The 16,864-nt window shown below is 70.7% G+C and carries 18 protein-coding genes; 12 read left to right on the plus strand and 6 right to left on the minus strand.

Translation table 11 applies throughout. The features are described from left to right. Together ACNAVT_RS20660 and ACNAVT_RS20665 are read left to right on the plus strand one after the other, a co-directional pair. On the plus strand, window positions 1-373 hold a 373-nt coding region (locus tag ACNAVT_RS20660), incomplete at its 5' end, for a zinc ribbon domain-containing protein (protein WP_416298600.1). 18 nt (window positions 374-391) lie between these two features. Beyond that, the gene (locus tag ACNAVT_RS20665) at window positions 392-775 is read left to right on the plus strand and encodes a nuclear transport factor 2 family protein (RefSeq protein ID WP_416298602.1); all 384 of its coding nucleotides are present in this window, start codon (window positions 392-394) and stop codon (window positions 773-775) included. A gap of 58 nt (window positions 776-833) precedes the next feature. Here the strand turns inward: ACNAVT_RS20665 and ACNAVT_RS20670 are convergent, their stop codons facing one another. From ACNAVT_RS20670 to ACNAVT_RS20680, 3 genes are all read right to left on the minus strand, one after another. Then, complete coding sequence (locus tag ACNAVT_RS20670) at window positions 834-1,460, minus strand: methyltransferase domain-containing protein (RefSeq protein WP_416298603.1); 627 nt, start codon at window positions 1,458-1,460, stop codon at window positions 834-836. Between the two features lie 176 nt (window positions 1,461-1,636). After that, window positions 1,637-2,188 carry a glyoxalase superfamily protein gene (locus ACNAVT_RS20675; protein ID WP_416298605.1) on the minus strand — a complete coding sequence of 184 codons (552 nt, stop codon included), beginning with the start codon at window positions 2,186-2,188 and terminating at the stop codon, window positions 1,637-1,639. A gap of 228 nt (window positions 2,189-2,416) precedes the next feature. Next, entirely contained in the window at window positions 2,417-3,142 is a 726-nt protein-coding gene (locus tag ACNAVT_RS20680; RefSeq protein ID WP_416298606.1) for a hypothetical protein, read from the minus strand. Window positions 3,143-3,301: 159 nt separating this feature from the next. Between ACNAVT_RS20680 and ACNAVT_RS20685 the strand changes: the two genes are divergently transcribed. The 5 genes from ACNAVT_RS20685 to ACNAVT_RS20705 all read left to right on the plus strand — a co-directional run bounded on the left by ACNAVT_RS20685 (window position 3,302) and on the right by ACNAVT_RS20705 (window position 8,773). Beyond that, window positions 3,302-5,386: a sensor histidine kinase gene (locus ACNAVT_RS20685; RefSeq protein WP_416298608.1), complete on the plus strand. Its 2,085-nt coding sequence runs from the start codon at window positions 3,302-3,304 to the stop codon at window positions 5,384-5,386. Beyond that, on the plus strand, window positions 5,383-6,021 hold the full coding sequence (locus ACNAVT_RS20690; RefSeq protein ID WP_416298610.1) for a response regulator transcription factor: 639 nt from the start codon (window positions 5,383-5,385) through the stop codon (window positions 6,019-6,021). Before ACNAVT_RS20685 ends, ACNAVT_RS20690 begins: the two co-directional genes overlap by 4 nt. 235 nt (window positions 6,022-6,256) lie before the next feature. Continuing rightward, entirely contained in the window at window positions 6,257-6,595 is a 339-nt protein-coding gene (locus tag ACNAVT_RS20695; RefSeq protein WP_416298612.1) for a hypothetical protein, read from the plus strand. A gap of 90 nt (window positions 6,596-6,685) precedes the next feature. Continuing rightward, window positions 6,686-8,317 (plus strand): amidohydrolase, encoded by a 1,632-nt coding sequence (locus ACNAVT_RS20700; RefSeq protein WP_416298614.1) that lies wholly within the window; start codon window positions 6,686-6,688, stop codon window positions 8,315-8,317. A 42-nt stretch (window positions 8,318-8,359) separates the two neighbouring features. After that, the gene (locus tag ACNAVT_RS20705; protein ID WP_416298616.1) at window positions 8,360-8,773 is read left to right on the plus strand and encodes a TIGR03668 family PPOX class F420-dependent oxidoreductase; all 414 of its coding nucleotides are present in this window, start codon (window positions 8,360-8,362) and stop codon (window positions 8,771-8,773) included. 35 nt (window positions 8,774-8,808) lie between these two features. Here the strand turns inward: ACNAVT_RS20705 and ACNAVT_RS20710 are convergent, their stop codons facing one another. Continuing rightward, entirely contained in the window at window positions 8,809-10,638 is a 1,830-nt protein-coding gene (locus tag ACNAVT_RS20710) for a tetratricopeptide repeat protein (RefSeq protein WP_416298618.1), read from the minus strand. 304 nt (window positions 10,639-10,942) lie between these two features. Here ACNAVT_RS20710 and ACNAVT_RS20715 point away from each other — a divergent pair, with 304 nt between their 5' ends. Genes ACNAVT_RS20715 through ACNAVT_RS20730 form a run of 4 tightly spaced genes read left to right on the plus strand, consistent with a single transcriptional unit; the run spans window position 10,943 to window position 14,209 of the window. Then, window positions 10,943-11,872 (plus strand): hypothetical protein, encoded by a 930-nt coding sequence (locus ACNAVT_RS20715; RefSeq protein ID WP_416298620.1) that lies wholly within the window; start codon window positions 10,943-10,945, stop codon window positions 11,870-11,872. Next, the gene (locus tag ACNAVT_RS20720; protein ID WP_416298622.1) at window positions 11,869-12,324 is read left to right on the plus strand and encodes an ABA4-like family protein; all 456 of its coding nucleotides are present in this window, start codon (window positions 11,869-11,871) and stop codon (window positions 12,322-12,324) included. The genes ACNAVT_RS20715 and ACNAVT_RS20720 overlap by 4 nt, the downstream gene beginning before the upstream one ends. A gap of 5 nt (window positions 12,325-12,329) precedes the next feature. After that, a complete protein-coding gene (locus tag ACNAVT_RS20725) occupies window positions 12,330-13,586 on the plus strand; it encodes a sensor histidine kinase (RefSeq protein WP_416298623.1) in 1,257 nt (418 codons plus the stop codon). Beyond that, window positions 13,583-14,209 carry a response regulator transcription factor gene (locus tag ACNAVT_RS20730; RefSeq protein WP_416298625.1) on the plus strand — a complete coding sequence of 209 codons (627 nt, stop codon included), beginning with the start codon at window positions 13,583-13,585 and terminating at the stop codon, window positions 14,207-14,209. The genes ACNAVT_RS20725 and ACNAVT_RS20730 overlap by 4 nt, the downstream gene beginning before the upstream one ends. Before the next feature lie 93 nt (window positions 14,210-14,302). Here the strand turns inward: ACNAVT_RS20730 and ACNAVT_RS20735 are convergent, their stop codons facing one another. Both ACNAVT_RS20735 and ACNAVT_RS20740 read right to left on the minus strand, forming a co-directional pair. Continuing rightward, entirely contained in the window at window positions 14,303-15,229 is a 927-nt protein-coding gene (locus ACNAVT_RS20735; RefSeq protein ID WP_416298627.1) for an ion transporter, read from the minus strand. Window positions 15,230-15,413: 184 nt separating this feature from the next. After that, window positions 15,414-16,223 carry a DUF998 domain-containing protein gene (locus tag ACNAVT_RS20740; protein ID WP_416298629.1) on the minus strand — a complete coding sequence of 270 codons (810 nt, stop codon included), beginning with the start codon at window positions 16,221-16,223 and terminating at the stop codon, window positions 15,414-15,416. A 182-nt stretch (window positions 16,224-16,405) separates the two neighbouring features. On the opposite strand from ACNAVT_RS20740, the gene ACNAVT_RS20745 reads away from it, so the two are divergent. Further along, the gene (locus tag ACNAVT_RS20745) at window positions 16,406-16,756 is read left to right on the plus strand and encodes a hypothetical protein (protein ID WP_416298631.1); all 351 of its coding nucleotides are present in this window, start codon (window positions 16,406-16,408) and stop codon (window positions 16,754-16,756) included. The last annotated feature ends 108 nt before the right edge of the window (window positions 16,757-16,864 follow it).

Genomic DNA, 16,864 nt, shown 5'->3' on the forward strand with positions numbered 1-16,864 from the left:
ATTGGCCTACAAGATCGCATGGAACGGTGGCCGCTTGGTGGTGGCTGACCGCTGGTATCCCTCCAGCAAGACCTGCTCGGGCTGTGGCACGGTGAAAGCCAAGCTGGCCCTGTCCGAGCGCACCTACACCTGCAACTCGTGCGGCCTGGTCCTCGACCGAGATGTCAACGCCGCACGCAACCTCGCCGCGATCGCGGCTGAGGCAACCACCGCCGGGAGTGGCCCGGTGGCAGGACGTGGAGCCGACCGTAAGACCCGCACCAGCGGGCCGGTGGCCGTGAAACGTCAACCCGGCACCGCTCAGGCGGGTAAGACCGGGACCGTCCCACCATCAGGCGGGACTGCCGACCGCGTGCTCACCAGAGCCCGCTGAAAGGTAACGGTGCCGCGCATGGATGAAACCTCCAGGACCCGGCAGGCGGTGCGTGATTACGTAGCGAGCGCGGAGCAGCGCGACTGGCGCCGCTTCGGCGAGTTGCTTGCTGACGATGTGGTGTATGAGATGCCGCAGACCCGTGAGCGCATCCGAGGCAAGTCGGCGTTCATGCAGTTCAATCAGGAATACCCAGGCGACTGGCACATGGAGGTACGGCGCATCGTCGCCGACGGCGGCTTTGCCGCGGCCTGGATCGATGCCCGCGTCGGCGACGAGCACCAGGACGCCTGTGTGTGGTTCGACCTTTCCGAGGACGGGCTGATCGTTCGGGTGACGGACTACTGGCCGGAGCAGTATGAGCCGCCCTCCGGTCGCGAGCACCTTGTCGAGCGCTGGTGAGCGTCATGGCCTGACACGGCCGATCGACGCCACTGCCGAGAGGGCAGCCGATCCGCCATCAGGCAGGTCTCCGGCCCCAAGCCGAGATCATGGGCGAGGTGGCGAGGTCGAGGAGCCCCGTCGCGATGTTGTGGAGATGCTGGTCGACCTCATCGTCGGTGGACAAGCCGGCAGTGATCAGCCGGTCGCGGATCTGTCTCACGGTGGCCTGTTCCAGCAGGGCGCAGGCGGCACCGCTCATCGGGAAGAAGGCGTCGGCTTCGACGTCGGCCAGCCCCGCGTCGCGCAGCAACCGCGGTAGCGTGCGCCCGTAGGACAGGTCGACACCACGCTGGGCCATCAGCGTACGGAAGTCGCGCTTGAGCTTGTTGGCCAACTGCTGGGCCGGACCTGACTCGTCCGGGCAGACCAGCGGCTGCATCATCGGGTCGGCCTCCTCCAACAGCAACCAGCCGCCGGGCCGCAGCGCCGAGGCCATGGCGGCGAGCGCCGCGGCACGCTGGGGAACGTGGACGAGGACCAGGCGCGCGTGCACCAGGTCGAATCCCTCCCCCGGCGGTGGATCGGCGCCGACGTCATGGCAGCGGACCTCGTAGTGTGCGTCGGCGGTCATCCAGGAGACGTCGATGTCGGTGGCGAGCACGTGCCCCGCCGGTCCGACGCGCTCGGCGAGCCAGGACGGCACGCTCGCGCCTCCCGCGCCGACTTCCCAGCATCGCCAGCCCGCTGCGATTCCGAGGGTGCCGATGTGCCGAAACGTGGAGGGGTTGAACAGCGTCGCCAGGGCGTCAAGCGGATGCCCGCCTCCGCCTGCTGGTTGTCGAGCAGATAACCGCCGTCGTCAGCCACGTTGGCATCATCTCAGCTGCTGATGCCCTCGCCCGCGAATCGCAGCACGTTGCCGTAAGGGTCGATGACCTCGATCGTCGGTCCGCCGGGCGCGCCCGCGTCGATGCCCGGGCGTAGCGGCGCGTTCGGCCTGGAAAGCAACTCCTTGTGCAGGCCGAACACATCGGTCACACGGAACCAGACCACACCGTGCGGGCTGCCGTCGCCGTGGTGCTCGGACAGGTGCAGCACGGCCTGTGACCGGGACACTTGCACGTACAGGGGCAAGCCGGGCTCGAACCGGTGCTCCCAGTCCAGTTTGAAGCCGAGATAGTCGACGTAGAACGGCAGCGCAACCTCGACGGACATCACCCGGAGGACCGGCACGCCTGGTCGGATCTCCGGCGACGCTGAGCGTCCGGGGCGGCCCACCGCCGCGGCCAGGACGTTCCAGTCCTTGGCGTTGAACTGGTGGGCGATGAGTTCCAGCGCGAGGCTGTGCGGGATGCTGAATCCGGCTGCGGCAAGGTCATCTCGCAGGAGCTTGGCAAGTCTCTTGGCATGCTCCGTGCTGGGCAACGTCATCGCGTCGGCCTTTCCCGCGGCCCGTCCTGCCGATGCTCGCGTTGTCGGCTGGCGCCGCGGTCAGAGAGCCGATGCTCGGCAACCCGTCCGGTGCATTCACCCAACCCTGAACGGGCGCGAGCGGCCGGCTGCACCGAGCCACTCACGATGGTAGCCGCCCTGGCCGTGCGGCGGGAGGGACACTTGCTGCCCAGCCGGTGGGGCGGCTGGGCAGCGGGGTCCGCGGCGTCAGCTTGGGCGGGCCTGCACGACCGGGGGCAGGTCGAAGTCGTCGTTGCGCATCCGCAGCAGCGCCACGCTGGCGCCGGCGAAGCCGACCGCCGCCACGATCAGACCGATGCCGGCCGCGACGTGGCCGGGCATGAACGGGTGGGTGAAGCCGCCGGCGGCGAGGGCGAAACCCATCCAGGCGGGTGCGATGCGGCTGCGCCACAGCGCGATGCCGAGCAGCAGCAGCCCGACGGTGATGCCAAGGATGAACAGCAGCCCGCCGAGAAGGGTGGTCGGGTGGTCCTCGATCGCGGTGGAGACTCGTGTCATGGTCGCGACGTCGAGGCCCTCGCTGACGGTGACGTTCTCCAGGCGCGGCGTGCCGCTCAGGATGCCGAAGCCGGCGAGCAGCCCGGTGAGCGCGACCAGCGCTCCAGCCGTGGTCAGGCGGGGCGCGGCGCGCCGAGCCGCCCAGACAACGGCGAACGTGGCCGGGACAAGCAGAACCAGGAACGGCAGCTCGAGCCACTCCAGCAGATCCAGTCGGCCCTGGTGCGCGGCGAAGGCCGCGACGCTCTTGTCGAACGACACACCGCCGTCGACCGGCAGGAGCACATACTGCACGCCCATGAACAGCATGGGCAGCGGGGCGATGACGGCGAGCAGGACCCGCCAGAAGCCGCGGACATCTCGTGGCCGGGCGCGGGTGGTCGCGTCGACCGTGGCGGCGTCGGTGATGGACATCGGTAACTCCTCACGTTTCTTACATCGGTGCGGACAGCGTGCGTCGGGACCACCTCTGGTCGGCAGCCAGCTGTCCCCTGGGTGAGGTGCCGGATGTTCACGGTTCGGGTAGGGGCAGGCCCCTACCCGACTGTGGGTTGGGCTGAGGATGATGAGGGCGTGACCGTAGACACCGACCGCCGCCGGCGTACCGCCGCAACGGTGGTGTTCGCGTTGGCGCTGGGCGAGGCGGTCACGACCGTTGTCGCGGGCGCCGCATCGGGTCTCGGTTGGGCCCGGCTGGCCGACCTGTTCGTGGTCACCAACGCGATCATCGGCCTGTCGCTCGCGGTGTGCGGCTGGCTGATCGCGTTCCACCGCCCGCGCAACGCCGTGGGCTGGTCACTGCTGGCCGGCGGCTGCTGCTACGGCTCGACCGCGACCGGGCTCACCCTGCTGGCCTGGGCGGGCGAACCCACCCCGCCCTGGCGGCTGCTCGCCACCGTGACCAATGGTGGCTGGACGTGGTCGCTGGCCCTGTTCATCCCGCTGGCGCTGGTGCTGTTTCCGGATGGGCGTCTGCCCGGCGGCGGCTGGCGCTGGCTGCTGGCCGTCCTCGGGTTCAACGGGATCATCTGGACCGCTGCGGGTGTGCTCGATCCCAAGGGTGGCCTGACGGCCGAACTTGGCATCCCGGGCTACCCGGCCCAGGCCGGGTTCTGGCAGATCGCCTGGTTCCTCGCCATCGGCCAGGGGCTCATCCTGGTGAGCTTCATCGCCGCCCTGGTGGCCCTGGTGCTGCGGTACCGACGCGCGTCTGACCAGGTCCGCCGCCAGCTGCTGTGGCTGTTGCAGGCGCTGATCGTGATGATCGGCTGTTTCACCGCCGAGGGCGTTCTCGGGCTGGAGTCCCTGATCCTCGGGGTGCTGCCGATCCTGCTGATCCCGCTGGCGATCACCATCGCGGTCCTGCGCCACCAACTGCTCGACATCCGGTTGGTGGTCTCACGTTCCGTGCTGTACCTGCTGCTCACCGGTGGCGTGGTCGCCGGCTACCTCGCCCTGGTGGCCATGTTGGAGGCCACCGCACGCCGGCACGTATCGCTCAACTCCTCATTGGCCGCGACCCTCGTGATCGCGCTGGCGTTCAACCCGGTCCGAGTCTGGTTGCAGCGGCTGCTCCACCGGGCCTTCTACGGTGCGCGCAACGACCCGGTCCGCGCGATGGCCGAGGTCGGCGCCCGCCTGGGCGAGGTGGGCGTGGCCGCCGGCGGCGGCCTGCCGGGGGTGCTGGAGGCGCTCTGCCAGGTGATGCGCTTCCCCGCCGCGGCCATTGTCGTCGACGGCACCCAGGTCGCGGTGTACGGCGAGCCACCCGCTGCCCGGCACGCGATCACGCTGCGCTCCGGCGACATCGTGGTCGGAGAGCTGCTCGTCGGCCTGCGTGTCGGCGAGCACCGGCTCGACACGGCCGACGCCAAGGTGCTCACCCTCCTGGCTGCTCCGCTGGCCGTGGCCGTGCAGGCCGGCCGTCTCGCGGAGGGACTGCAGGTGTCTCGGGAGAGAGTTATCAGCGGCCGGGAGGAGGAACGCCGCCGCATCCGGCGCGACCTGCACGACGGCCTCGGTCCCATCCTGACGGGGGTGGTGCTCAACGCCGACGCTGCGCGGCTTCTGCTGAACACCGACCGGGACCGCAGCGCGACGCTTCTGGTCGACCTGCGCGACCAGACGATCGCCGCGATCGAGGAGATTCGGCGCCTGGTGTACGAGCTGCGGCCGCCCGCGCTCGACGGCATGGGCCTGATCGGCGCGCTGCGCGAGCACGCGGCGATGCTCACTCGCCATGACGACGGCGCGGCACTGACCGTCACCCTCGACGCGCCCCAGGCTCTGCCCGACCTGCCCGCCGCCGTCGAGATGGCGGTGTACCGGATCGCCACCGAGGCGCTCACCAACGTGGTACGCCACTCCAGTGCGACCGCCGCCGAGGTCCAGCTCGGCCTCAGCGGCGCCACACTACGGCTGTCCGTTCACGACAACGGGACGAACGACGTTGACGGCGTCGATCGGTGGCAGCCCGGCGTCGGGCTCACCTCGATCCGCGAGCGGACCGCCGAACTCGGTGGAGAATGCGAGATCCGCCACGACCGCACGGGCGCCTGGGTCAGCGTGTCACTGCCCCTGGCGTCAGCCTCGGCACCGGCGCAGTCGGAGAAGGTGTCATCCAGTTCAGCGACGTTGGGATCGGGGGTGCCGGCATGACGCTGCGCGTTGTCATCGCTGACGATCATGGGATCGTCCGGGAAGGGCTGGGCGCGCTGCTGTCGGCCCACGGCGGGTACGAACTCGTCGGCACCGCCAGCACTGGATCGGAGGCGGTCCGCGCAGCGGTCACCCTGCGCCCCGACGTTCTCGTCATGGACATCCAGATGCCCGACCTGACCGGCGTCGAAGCCACGCGAGAGATCTCGCGCGTCGCGCCGGACGTCGCCGTGCTCATGCTCACCATGTTCGACGATGACGAATCGGTCTTCGCCGCGATGCGGGCCGGCGCGCAAGGGTACGTCCTCAAGGGCGCCGCCCCCGACAACGTCATCCGCGCCATCGCCGCCGTCGCCGCAGGCGAGGCCATCTTCGGCCCCGGCGTCGCCCGCCGCGCCCTCAACTACCTCTCCGGCCGTACGCCAGATCAGCGCACCTTCCCCGAGCTGACCCCGAGAGAACGCGAGGTACTCAACCTGATCGCCGCCGGCCTCGGCAACGCCGCCATCGCCGTACGGCTCGGGCTGGCACCGGCCACCGTCAGCAACCACATCAGCAGCATCTTCGGCAAGCTCCAGGTCGCCAGCAGGGCCGAAGCCATCATCCGAGCGCGCTCCGCCGGGCTCGGCCAGTAGGGAGACCGGCATCCCAGTCCGCTCCAGCAGATCGGCGCTAGGGTTGTTCATGGCTTCGGCATTCCCCGTCCGGCCTGCCATCCGATTCTGGTGGTTTGGTCTGATCTCAGCGATCGTGATGACCGGGTGCTCCACCTCCCAGACCCCATCCGAGCCACCTTCCCAGACGGCTAGCTCCGAGCAACCGGAGCTAGCCAGTCCGTCTGCCCCCGCGACCTGTCCGCCGACCGCGAAGTTGACCGGACCCGATGCGTCCGGGGATCGGCAGGGCACCGGCGACGGCGCGACACTCTGGGCGCTGCTGTTTCCAACGGAGCCGCTGTTGATGGCTGGCAAGGAACTCAAGGTGGTGTGGCGTATGACCGGAAGTGGTGACTTCTCGATCAGCGCCACCGGTCCTGACGGAGAAGTCGTCAAGCCTGTCTGGGGGCCGGAGCCGCACGGGGGCAGCAACTGGGATCGGCCGGGCGACGAGTGGGGCACCGGCTGGGTCTTTCCCACGGCTGGCTGCTGGACGCTGAATGCGGTGCGAACGAACGGGACGGGCTCTCTGGTGTTGCGGGTCGCCGAATAGGCCGGACAGCGGGTGCTGGTCATCGGTTGCCGAAGCGGTTCGGCATGTGCTTCGATCCTGGCCCGACGCGGCGATCGAAGAGGTGGAACGATGACCGAGCACGCTGACCTGGTCATCACCGGCGCCGACGTCTATACCGTCGACGCCGCCCGCAGCTGGTCCGACGCGGTCGCCGTACGCGGGGACCGGATCGTCGCGGTCGGCTCCGAGCCCGTGTCCGAGCTCATCGGCCCGCGGACCAGGGTGATCGAGGCCGCCGGCGGCATGGTGCTGCCGGGATTCCAGGACGCCCACATTCACGCGCCCTTCGCCGGGCGTAACCGGCTCCGGGTCTGGCTCAACGACCTCGCGGGCCGCCAGCCCTACCTGGACCGGATCGCGCGTTACGCGGCCGACAACCCCGACCAACCCTGGATCATCGGGGGTGGCTGGGCGATGGAGTACTTCCCGGGCGGCACCCCACGCAAGGAAGACCTGGACGCGATCGTGCCGGACCGCCCGGTCTTCCTGTTCAACCGGGACGTGCACGGCGCATGGGTCAACTCCAGGGCGCTCGAGATCGCGGGCATCACCAGGGACACTCCGGACCCGGCCGACGGGCGGATCGAGCGCGACCCGGACACCGGCGAGCCGACCGGCACCCTGCACGAGGGCGCCGCGTACGGCTTCAACGACCGGCACGTGCCGCTGCCGGGGCGGGCCGAATGGGAGGAGGCCATCCTCAACGCGCAGGAGCACCTGCACTCGTTGGGCATCACCGGCTGGCAGGACGCCTGGGTGACGCCGGGGACCCTGGAGGCGTACCGGTCACTCGCCGGATCCGGCCGGCTCGCGGCCCGGGTCGTCGGCGCCCTGTGGTGGGACCGGCACCGCGGCTTGGACCAGATCCCCGAGTTCCTCGCCCAGCGGGAGTCCGCGGCGGGCGGCGCCTTCCATCCGACCACCACCAAGATCATGACCGATGGGGTGCTGGAGAACTACACCGGCGCCCTGCTCGAGCCGTACTGCGACGGCTGCGGCGGCCACACCGACAACCGTGGCCTGACGTACGTCGACACGGAGCTGCTCACCGCGGCGGTGACCGAGCTGGATCGGCTCGGCTTCCAGGTGCACCTGCACGCCATCGGCGACCGCGCCGTACGCAACGCCCTCGACGCGGTCGCGGCCGCGCGTGCCGCCAACGGGCGTACCGACAACCGTCACCACATCGCCCATCTGCAGCTCGTCCACCCGCGGGACCTGCCGCGCTTTCGACAGTTGGGCGTGACCGCGAACTGCCAGGCCTACTGGGCACAGATGGAACCGCAGATGGAGGAGTTGACGCTGCCGTTCCTCGGCCGGGAGCGGGCGGAGCTGCAGTACCCCTTCGGCGATCTGCTGCGCTCCGGCGCCACCCTGGCCATGGGCAGCGACTGGTCGGTGACGACCGCGAACCCGCTCGAGGAGATCGAGGTCGCCGTGACCCGGGTCGACCCGGAAAGCCGCGGCAACGCGCCGTTCCTGCCGGAGCAGGCGCTCCCGCTGTCCGTCGCCCTCGCCGCGTTCACGGCCGGCTCGGCGTACGTCAACCACGACGCCGACGCCGGCACGATCGCGGTCGGCAGGCGCGCGGACCTGGCCGTGCTCGACCGCAACCTGTTCGCCGCCGGCGCGGGGCTACCGGCCGACGCGCGTGTCACCCACACGATCGCCAACGGCGCCGTCGTCCACGAACGGTCCTGAGAACGGCTCGTGCCCGACCGGTCGGCTGTTACGGTCGGACCTGTGCCCGCCGACGAACTCCGCGATCGGGTCGGTGCGGCCCGGGTGGCCCGGCTGGCCACCGTAGGGGCCGATGGCCGTCCGCACCTGGTTCCGGTGTGCTTCGTCCTGCTCGGCGACGTCGTCTACCACGCGGTCGACGAGAAGCCCAAGCGCCACCGGCGGCTACGCCGGCTGGAGAACATCCGCGCGACGGGGCATGCCTGCCTGCTGGTCGACGAGTACGACGAGGACTGGTCGCGGCTGTGGTGGGTTCGGCTCGACGGGCACGGCCGGCTGGTGGAGGACCGGGCGGAGGAGGCCGCGGCCTGCGCGGCGCTGGCCGACAAATATCCGCAGTACGTCCAGCAGCCACCGGCCGGGCCGCTGGTCGCGATCCGGGTTTCCCACTGGTCGGCGTGGTCCGCGGCGGGCTGACAGCCCGTCGTCTCAGCGGCCTGAGGCAAACCCACTCAGGATGAGAGGGGCTCCTTCTCTACGGCTTCTCCGGGCGGCGGGCTCGGACGCACCGCTGCGGGTGTCCCGTTCGGAGACGGCTGCAGGTCACCGTTGCCTTGGGCGTCGCCTCCCCAGCCGAGGTAGTCGTTCCAGACGGCGAGCGAATGGTCGGGAGGCAGGCGCATCATCCAACGGAGCAGCGGCTCGAGGTCGTCGTCGGTGTTGGACCAGCTCGGGCGCAGGTCGCTGTAGGGGTCGCGCAGCACCCGGCCGAGTTCGCGCAGCGCAGCCTTGGCGCAGTCGTCGCGCCACTCGTCCTCCGTGCATTCCCAGGGCCGGTAGGGCTCTGCCAGGTTGCTGGCGATGGACAGAAAGCAGACCGCGTTGTAGTGCGCCAGCCAACCGATTCGCGAGCCGGGTTGGCCCGCGCCGAGGCGCCGCCGCGGGAAGGTCGGGGCGTACGTCCCATTCGTCGGCGCATGCGCGGGGTGTTGGCGTGGCCACGGCTGGTACCACTTGACCTGCTCGGGGTGCAGCAGCCAGGCCGCCCCGTGCCACCGGCGTCCGATGACCAACAGGGTGAGCTGATTGAACAACGCCTTGGTCCGTCGTCGCGGGTCCCGCTTCGCGATGGACCGCCAGCGATCGGGTGACGGACCGGCAGGTGCCGGCGGGCCCTCGACGAGTTGCCTCATCGTGATCACCAACTGGGCAACCTGCGCGGCGACGAGGAACTCGGTCCGCTTGGACCGCAGGCTGGTCAGCGGCGCCCGGGGGTGCGAGGGCAGGAACCAGCCCAGCCAGTACCGGCGCTCGCCGGCGTTGAGCCGGCCGGGCTGCCAACCACGCAACCACAGGCCGATGATCCGGCGCCGCCACAGCCGTCGCTCCAGGTCGCGTACCACTGTCTGTGGGTCGGCGACGGCGCTGCCGTGGCCCCGGCGGACGCCGGCGTGGGAGGCAGCCATCAACCGGTACGTGGTCTCGATGTTCTCCGGCCACAGGTCGCGGCATCCGGCGTACAGCCGCGCCGCGGCCGGGTAGTCGTCGAAGAGCTCCATGATGGCCGCCAGGGCGAGGCGCGGTAGGACGTTGCTCGGTTCGGCAACCGATGCCTTCCGGAACGACTCGGCAGCCGACTGCAGCCTGTCTTTGCCGCTTTGACGGGTCCGGCGCGCATTGTCGGCATCCTTGTCCGACATCAATACTCGCGCCGAACTCAGCAGCCCGAGTCCCTCGTCGCGCAGTGCCATTCCCCGCCGGTAGTCGCGGTAGCCGCCTTCCGAGTTCCACCGTTCCCACCGTGGTATCCACTTCGCGGTGCGTTCCTGGCTGCGGATCTGGTGGATGACGAAGCAGCCGATCTCGGCGACGAGATCGTCGGCAGTGGACGCGATCGTCGTCGCTCCGATGACGTCACGGCGCGGCTCGGCGACGATTCGCACGTTGACGTCACCGTCCGCCTCGCCGCGAATCATGTGCACCTGATAGCAGGGCCGCCGGGCGAAGGCGAGCGCCATCAGCACGGACACCCAGTAGTTCTGGGAGTCCGGCGCCACCGTGGGCAGCACGGGAGCGGCGCTTTCCATCGTGCCGGGGGCCAGGGGCCATTCCGAGTCGGAGGCGAGGAAGTCGGTCAACGCCGTCAACAGTTTGAAGTCTCCCAGCCGGTATGGCGACTGTCGGGTCGGGCGGCTGCCCTCGGCCGCGGCGTCGTCTCCGTTGACGATCGGATTGAGCACGACGGGCATGCCCTTGCGATATCGGACCCGAAAATAGATCTTGGAGATCAGCTTACTGAGAGCGATCGCCGCCAGAATGAGGGACAGCGTCTCTATCGGCATGACGCCTCCGTGTGATCGGACTGTAAATACGCTAAGGCGTCGTCGGGAGTGCGGAGGATCCACGGATCGGGCTCTCGTTGCCCTTGGGCGGCCATCCCGGTCAGACTCGCGGTCACGAGGCGGTGCGCTACAGGCCGAACATCTCCTACTACGTTCGGTCATCCCCGCAGGTCGGGGCGGGAAGGCCCCCCGGGCTCAGCGTTCCGCCTCCTCCCCAGGGAGGAGACGGCGCTCCGACCGCCGGCCGCAACCGGGGCTTCAGGTCGGGCGAAGTCCCGCGGCCGGCACACCAGCATCTACAGGCATGACTACCGTGATGCGCCGGGCGGCACACTGGCACCGCCCACTGATGCTCTTCGTCTCGGCGATGGCGGTGCTCGCCGTCGTCTCCGCGGTCGGCGTCTTCGCCGATTCGCGCGTCCTCACCGGCGCGCCGATCTGGCTCAAGCCGCTCAAGTTCTCCGTGTCCTTCGTGCTGTACGGCACCACCCTGGCCTGGATGCTCTCCCTGCTGCCGCGACGCAGCCGGATCGCGGAGTGGGCGGGCACCGTCATCGTCGCCATGGGGGTGGTGGAGATGGTGGTGATCGTCGGGCAGGTGCTGCGCGGCACCACCAGCCACTTCAACGGGACCACCCCGCTGAACGGCGCCCTGTTCGAGCTGATGGGCGCGGCGATCATGGTGCTGTTCACCGCGCACCTCGTCATCGGGATCGTGGTGCTGCGTCAGCCGATCGCGGACCGGGCCGCCAAGTACGCGGTCGGGCTGGGGCTCGGCCTGACGCTGCTGGGCATGGCGGTGGCGATCCCCATGGTGCTGCCCACCCAGGAGCCGGGCATCGAGGGAATCTCCGGGGCGCACAGCGTGGGCGTACCGGACGGCGGGCCCGGGCTGCCGCTGGTCGGCTGGAGCACCACCGGCGGAGACCTGCGGATCGGACACTTCGTGGGGATGCACGCGTTGCAGGCGCTGCCGATCCTGGCGATCCTGCTGAGCCGGTTCCTCGGAAGGCGACTGGACGAGCGCACCCAGGCGCGGCTGCTGCTCGTCGCCGGCGGCGCGTACGGCGCACTCACCCTGCTGCTCACCTGGCAGGCCCTGCGCGGGCAGCCGCTGCTGCGGCCGGACGCCCTCACCCTGACCGCCGCGGCTGCCCTGGTGGTCGCGACCGTTGCTGCCGCCGGCGTGGTCGTGGCCCGTCGGCGCCACCCCCAGCTGGCACTGGCCGCATGACCGCCACGTTGTTCACGCTGACGTTCGCGGTGGCCGCGCCGTTCTGGGCACTGATGATCCTGCTGCCGCGCTGGTCCCTGACCGCCCGGATCATCAGCTCGCCGCTGATCGTGGCACCGATTCTGGTCATTTACGCGATCCTGGTGATCCCGGCGATCGGGCAGGTGCTGCCGGCCGTGGCGTCCCCGACCCTGGACGGCGTACGGGACCTGCTGGGCACCGACCACGGTGCGGCCGCCGCCTGGGCACACATGATCGCGTTCGACCTGTTCGTCGGCAGGTGGGCGTGGCTCGACAGCCGGGAACGGGGTGTGCCACCGCTGGTCATGGCGCCGCTGCTGGTGCTGACGATCCTGCTCGGGCCGCTCGGTCTGGCCGCCTACCTCCCAGCCCGGACCAGGTGGGTGCGGCCGGTGGTCGCTCGTGCCGCCGAGCCGCAGCGCATAGGCTGATCGCCGTGGGGTGGGCAGGACGGTTGTTCGACGAGCGCGACACCCTCGTGCGGATGCTGCTGCTCGACCTCAGCGGCATCGGCTATCTGTTCTTCAACATCCACGACGCGCCGACGGTCGCGCAGTGGATCCTCGCAATGGTCGCGTTCGCCGTCGCGCTGATCTTCCACCGGCGGCCAGGGGTCAACCTGGTGGTGCAGGTCGCGCTGCTGGCGGTCGCGATCTGCCTGGTCGCCGACATCACGATCAACCAGGTGGGCGCCAGCTGGGCCTTGCTCGAGCTGACCATGCGGGCGCGCCGTCCGCGGGCCATCTGGCTGGCCGCCGGGCTGCTGGCCGCGGTCGACCTGACCGATTCGATCGGCGACCCGCTTCCACGAGTCCTCTCCGGCGTGTTCGGGCTGATCGTGGAGGTCGGCGTCCCGCTGCTGCTCGGCCTGGTCATCCGGACCACCCGGGAGCTCGCTCGGCAGGCGCAGGAGCGGGCGGCGGAGGAGCAGCGCCGGCGCGAGTCGGAGAGCCGTGCCGCGCGCGCCGACGAACGCAGCGCCATCGCGCGGGAGCTGCACGACGTGGTCGCGCACCACGTGGCGTCGATGGTGCTGCGCGTCGGCGTGGCCCGGCACGTGCTGACCGACCTGGATCCGCGGGTGGGTGAGGTGTTCGACGACGTGCACGGCACGGGGAGCGCGGCCCTGGCCGACCTGCGCCGGCTGGTCGCGGTCCTGCGCGACCCCGACGGGGTACGCGGCGACGCGGCGCTGACCGCGATCGAGCCGTCGGCGCTTCCGGCAGCCCTCGGCGCGGCGGTCGACCGGGCCCGCCAGGCCGGTGTCACCGTGGAGGCCGACATCGACCCGGCGATCGGTTCGCTCGACGCGGTTCGGGGTCTGGCGGTGCTGCGCCTCACCCAGGAGGCGCTGACCAACGTGGCCAAGCACGCCGGCACGTCCGCGCTGGCCCGCCTGTCGGTCAGCGTGGCCGACGGGGCCGTGCACTGGGAGGTGACCGACGACGGGCGTGGCCGGGTGCCGGCGGCGGTGCCGTCCGGTGGCGGCCACGGCCTCACCGGGATGCGCGAGCGGGTCGAGGTTCTCGGAGGTCACCTGGAGGCCGGCCCGACGGGCGCGGGTTGGCGGGTGCGTAGCGTCCTCCCGGCCGCATCCAACGCGCCGGCGCCATCCCCCGCCGTCACGCCGGCCGCCTCGGCAACGCGGGAACGCGAGGCGCCGGTGGGCCCGCGCACGACGGAGCCGGCATGATCCGTGTGCTGCTGGTCGACGACCAGCACCTCATCCGCGCGGGCCTGCGCATGCTCTGTGACGCCCAACCCGACATCGAGGTCGTCGGCGAGGCCGACAACGGCCGCGACGCGGTCTCCCTCGCCGCGCGGCTCATTCCCGACGTCGTCGTCATGGACCTGCGCATGCCGGGCGTCGACGGGATCACCGCGACCAGCCGCATCCTCGCCGACCGTCCCGCGACCCGCGTCCTGGTGCTGACCACCTTCGGCGACGACGACCACCTCTATCCGGCCCTGACCGCCGGCGCCTGCGGATTCCTGCTCAAGGACGCGCCACCCGCCGACCTGCTGGACGGGGTCCGCCGGGCCGCCGCCGGCGACAGCCCGTTCAGCCAGGAGGTGCTGCGGCGCCTGGTCCAGCGCGCGGTGCACGCCCGCGCCGAGGCGCCCCGCCCGGCCGAGGGACTGACCGCCCGCGAGCAGGACGTGCTGAACCTGGTCGCGGAGGGCCTGTCCAACACGGAGATTGCCGAGCAACTCCACATCGGCGTCACCACGGTCAAGACCCACATCACCAGCCTGATGACGAAGACCGGCAGCCCCAACCGGGTACGCCTGGCGCTGTTCGCCCGCGGCGCCTGAGCGGGCCGCCCGCGGCCGGACGGCATTGCCGGCGGCCCGACGTCCGGGTGAACGCTCGGCCGCCCTCGTCTCGACAGGCGCGGCCAACCGCCGTCATCGCTCTCGGGGGCCCGCCTTCGGGGGTCCGGCGCGGTCGATCCGTAGGTCCCGCTCCAGCTCGGCCACCAGGGCACGTAGGTCGTCAAGCCGCCTGCTGATCATGATCCGGTCGATGTCGCCACGTACGCCGTCGCCGCCCTGGTCCGCCGCCGGCCGGTCGGCCATCTCCAACCGGCGGGCCTCCTCCATCGCGTTCACGATCACCGCGATCAGGATGTTCAGCAGCAGGTTGACGGTGATGACCACGTAGCTGATGTAGTAGACGAGGGTCCACGGCGACAACGTCATGCCCTGCTCGATCAGGTCGGGCAGCGTGTTCAGGGACAGCAGCACGAACAGGGTCAGCACCGATCGACCGATCGTGCCGTACTCCTCGGGATCCACCTCGCCGAAGATGAGCCACCCGGCCATGCCGTACACGTACAGGGTCACCAGGGCGAGGGCGAGGAACCCACCGACGCTGGGGAGACTGCGCAGCAGGGCCGCCAGGATGGTACGCAACGCCGGCCAGAAGCGCAGCAGCCGCGCGACCCGGGCAACGCGAACCACCCGCAGAGCAGCCGAATCGCCGTGCAGGCCGGGGATGAACGCTGCGGCGATCACGACGACGTCGAAGACGTTCCACCCCTGCCGGAAGAAGTCCTGGGGCCGGCGGCCGTACGCCAACACCCGAAGGACGACCTCGGCGACGAACACCGTACGGAAGAACCACTCCAGCGCCTCGAGCAGCGGCCCGACCGACCCCGCGAGCGAATAGGTCTCGACGCCGAGCACCAATGGGTTCACCCCGATGACGACGACGATCGCCATCTTGAACCCGCGTGACTCGACGATGCCGGCACACCATCGGGCCACCCGCGACAGCCGCGAACCGGGCGCGGGCGCGGCGGAGCGTCGGTGCCGTACCAGCTGCTCGCTCACCGGGCCGCCCACGGCACCCGCGCCCGATGGCCGGCCAACAGGCAACGTGCCACATCACCGGCGAGATTCGGCCACGGCGCTGAGTTGATCACCGCCCAAGCCTACGAGGGCGCCGCTCGCACGACTCAACGCTGCTCGGCACTCAGCGGGCGCCAGTGGCAGTACCTGCGGCGACCGCAACGCCCTACCCGCGGCGCTCGCCGCCGCCGAACTGTCCGGCCACACCTCGCTGGCCGATGCTGTCCACTGGACCACCTGGCTGGGCATCTCCGGCCCGGTACGCGCCGCCGCGCCACTCATCCACGGAACGCTGACCTGACCGGCTGGTGTGCTGAATCAGGCCGGCGGTCGATCCCGCCGCGCCCAGGTGCGCGGTTGCCCGCAGACCCAGGCGGATCGTGCCGAGCAACAGCAGCAGGGCGATCTCGCCCAGCGCGACGGCCCGTTCGATCAGCCCGAGGTACGGCTTCAGCGGCGAACTCGCCAGGTAGGCGGAGACGAACGGGACGAGGGCGACCAGGCAGACCGCCGCCGTCACCGCTACCACCCGGGCCCCTGGTCCGCGCCGCCGCCGGGCCGTCAGCAGCGCGCCGAGCGGCAGGCTGAGCAGGGCGATCACCGACGCCCATTTGTGGATCTCGCCGGCCGCCGTGACGGGCGCCCCCACCGGGTCGCGCGGAAAGACCGTCAACAACACCAGTCCGAGGCACCAGCAGGCGTAGCAGGCGGTGGCTGAGGGTACGGCGGCGTGCCGCCGCCACAGCAACGGACCGAGCAGGCACACCGAGCCGCCGGCCAGCACCAGAACCGCCGCGTCGAAGATCCAGCCGTCCGAGGAGAGGGCGTAGTCGCTGATCGTGTCCGTCACCGGGCTGAGCCGGCTCACCAGCACGTGTAGCAGGGCGAACAGCACCAGCGCCAGCGCGGCGGCGGCCAGGCCGAGGAGCCGGCCGAGCCGGTCGGCGATATGAAGTGCCGGACGGGCGTCGGTCATCCGGCCCTCCCCTGCCCGGACCGCTTCCGCGGATGGTTTCCCCGCCGCCCGCCGGCACCCTTCAGTAGACCTGCCGGCGCCGCCACCCGAGACGTTGACAAGGGGCCTTCCTCTCCTGAAAGCGATGACAGGGGCGTCTTCCTGCCGTGCCGGCCAGGGCGCCTGCGGCCGCCCCTCGTGCAGTGTCAGGGATCGAGGCCTGCCTGACCGTCGTGTTCGCAAACCTCGCCGTCATCGGCTGGGTCGAGGGCCGCACAGCCTGGTCGATCAGGAAGCTCGCCCGCACCGCCGCCGCTGCCGCACGGATCGGGATCCGTGCCGGCAACCACGCGCTCACCGCCCCATACCCGCTGCCCGACGAACTACGCCACGCGCTCGACCAGGTTCACGGCCCAGGCAGTGCACACCACCATGAGCCGAGCCGGGTGGGACAGCGGCACGTGTCGTACCTGTCCAGCGGTGGCCCCGGCACCCGATTCGGGGGCTACCGCCTCCTCTCCCCCTCCCCGGGGCGTACGTCTGGATGTCGCTGACCAGCTGGGAGCCCAGGGCGCGGAAGTGCCCGTCGCAGATCTTCACGGACGGCGCCTTCCACCAGCAGCTGGGCTGGTGCTGTCGGAGGGTCCCGGTAGCGTCCCGCC

Origin of the sequence: Micromonospora sp. SL4-19 (assembly GCF_047921475.1) — a bacterium.
Lineage (GTDB): Bacteria > Actinomycetota > Actinomycetes > Mycobacteriales > Micromonosporaceae > Micromonospora.

Coding starts and splice junctions, on each gene's coding strand:
- ACNAVT_RS20715 (WP_416298620.1), top strand. CDS start 10,943: ATGACTACCGTGATGCGCCGGGCGGCACACTGGCACCGCCCACTGATG.
- ACNAVT_RS20680 (WP_416298606.1), bottom strand. CDS start 3,142: ATGTCCATCACCGACGCCGCCACGGTCGACGCGACCACCCGCGCCCGG.
- ACNAVT_RS20710 (WP_416298618.1), bottom strand. CDS start 10,638: ATGCCGATAGAGACGCTGTCCCTCATTCTGGCGGCGATCGCTCTCAGT.
- ACNAVT_RS20665 (WP_416298602.1), top strand. CDS start 392: ATGGATGAAACCTCCAGGACCCGGCAGGCGGTGCGTGATTACGTAGCG.
- ACNAVT_RS20720 (WP_416298622.1), top strand. CDS start 11,869: ATGACCGCCACGTTGTTCACGCTGACGTTCGCGGTGGCCGCGCCGTTC.
- ACNAVT_RS20730 (WP_416298625.1), top strand. CDS start 13,583: ATGATCCGTGTGCTGCTGGTCGACGACCAGCACCTCATCCGCGCGGGC.
- ACNAVT_RS20740 (WP_416298629.1), bottom strand. CDS start 16,223: ATGACCGACGCCCGTCCGGCACTTCATATCGCCGACCGGCTCGGCCGG.
- ACNAVT_RS20675 (WP_416298605.1), bottom strand. CDS start 2,188: ATGACGTTGCCCAGCACGGAGCATGCCAAGAGACTTGCCAAGCTCCTG.
- ACNAVT_RS20700 (WP_416298614.1), top strand. CDS start 6,686: ATGACCGAGCACGCTGACCTGGTCATCACCGGCGCCGACGTCTATACC.
- ACNAVT_RS20690 (WP_416298610.1), top strand. CDS start 5,383: ATGACGCTGCGCGTTGTCATCGCTGACGATCATGGGATCGTCCGGGAA.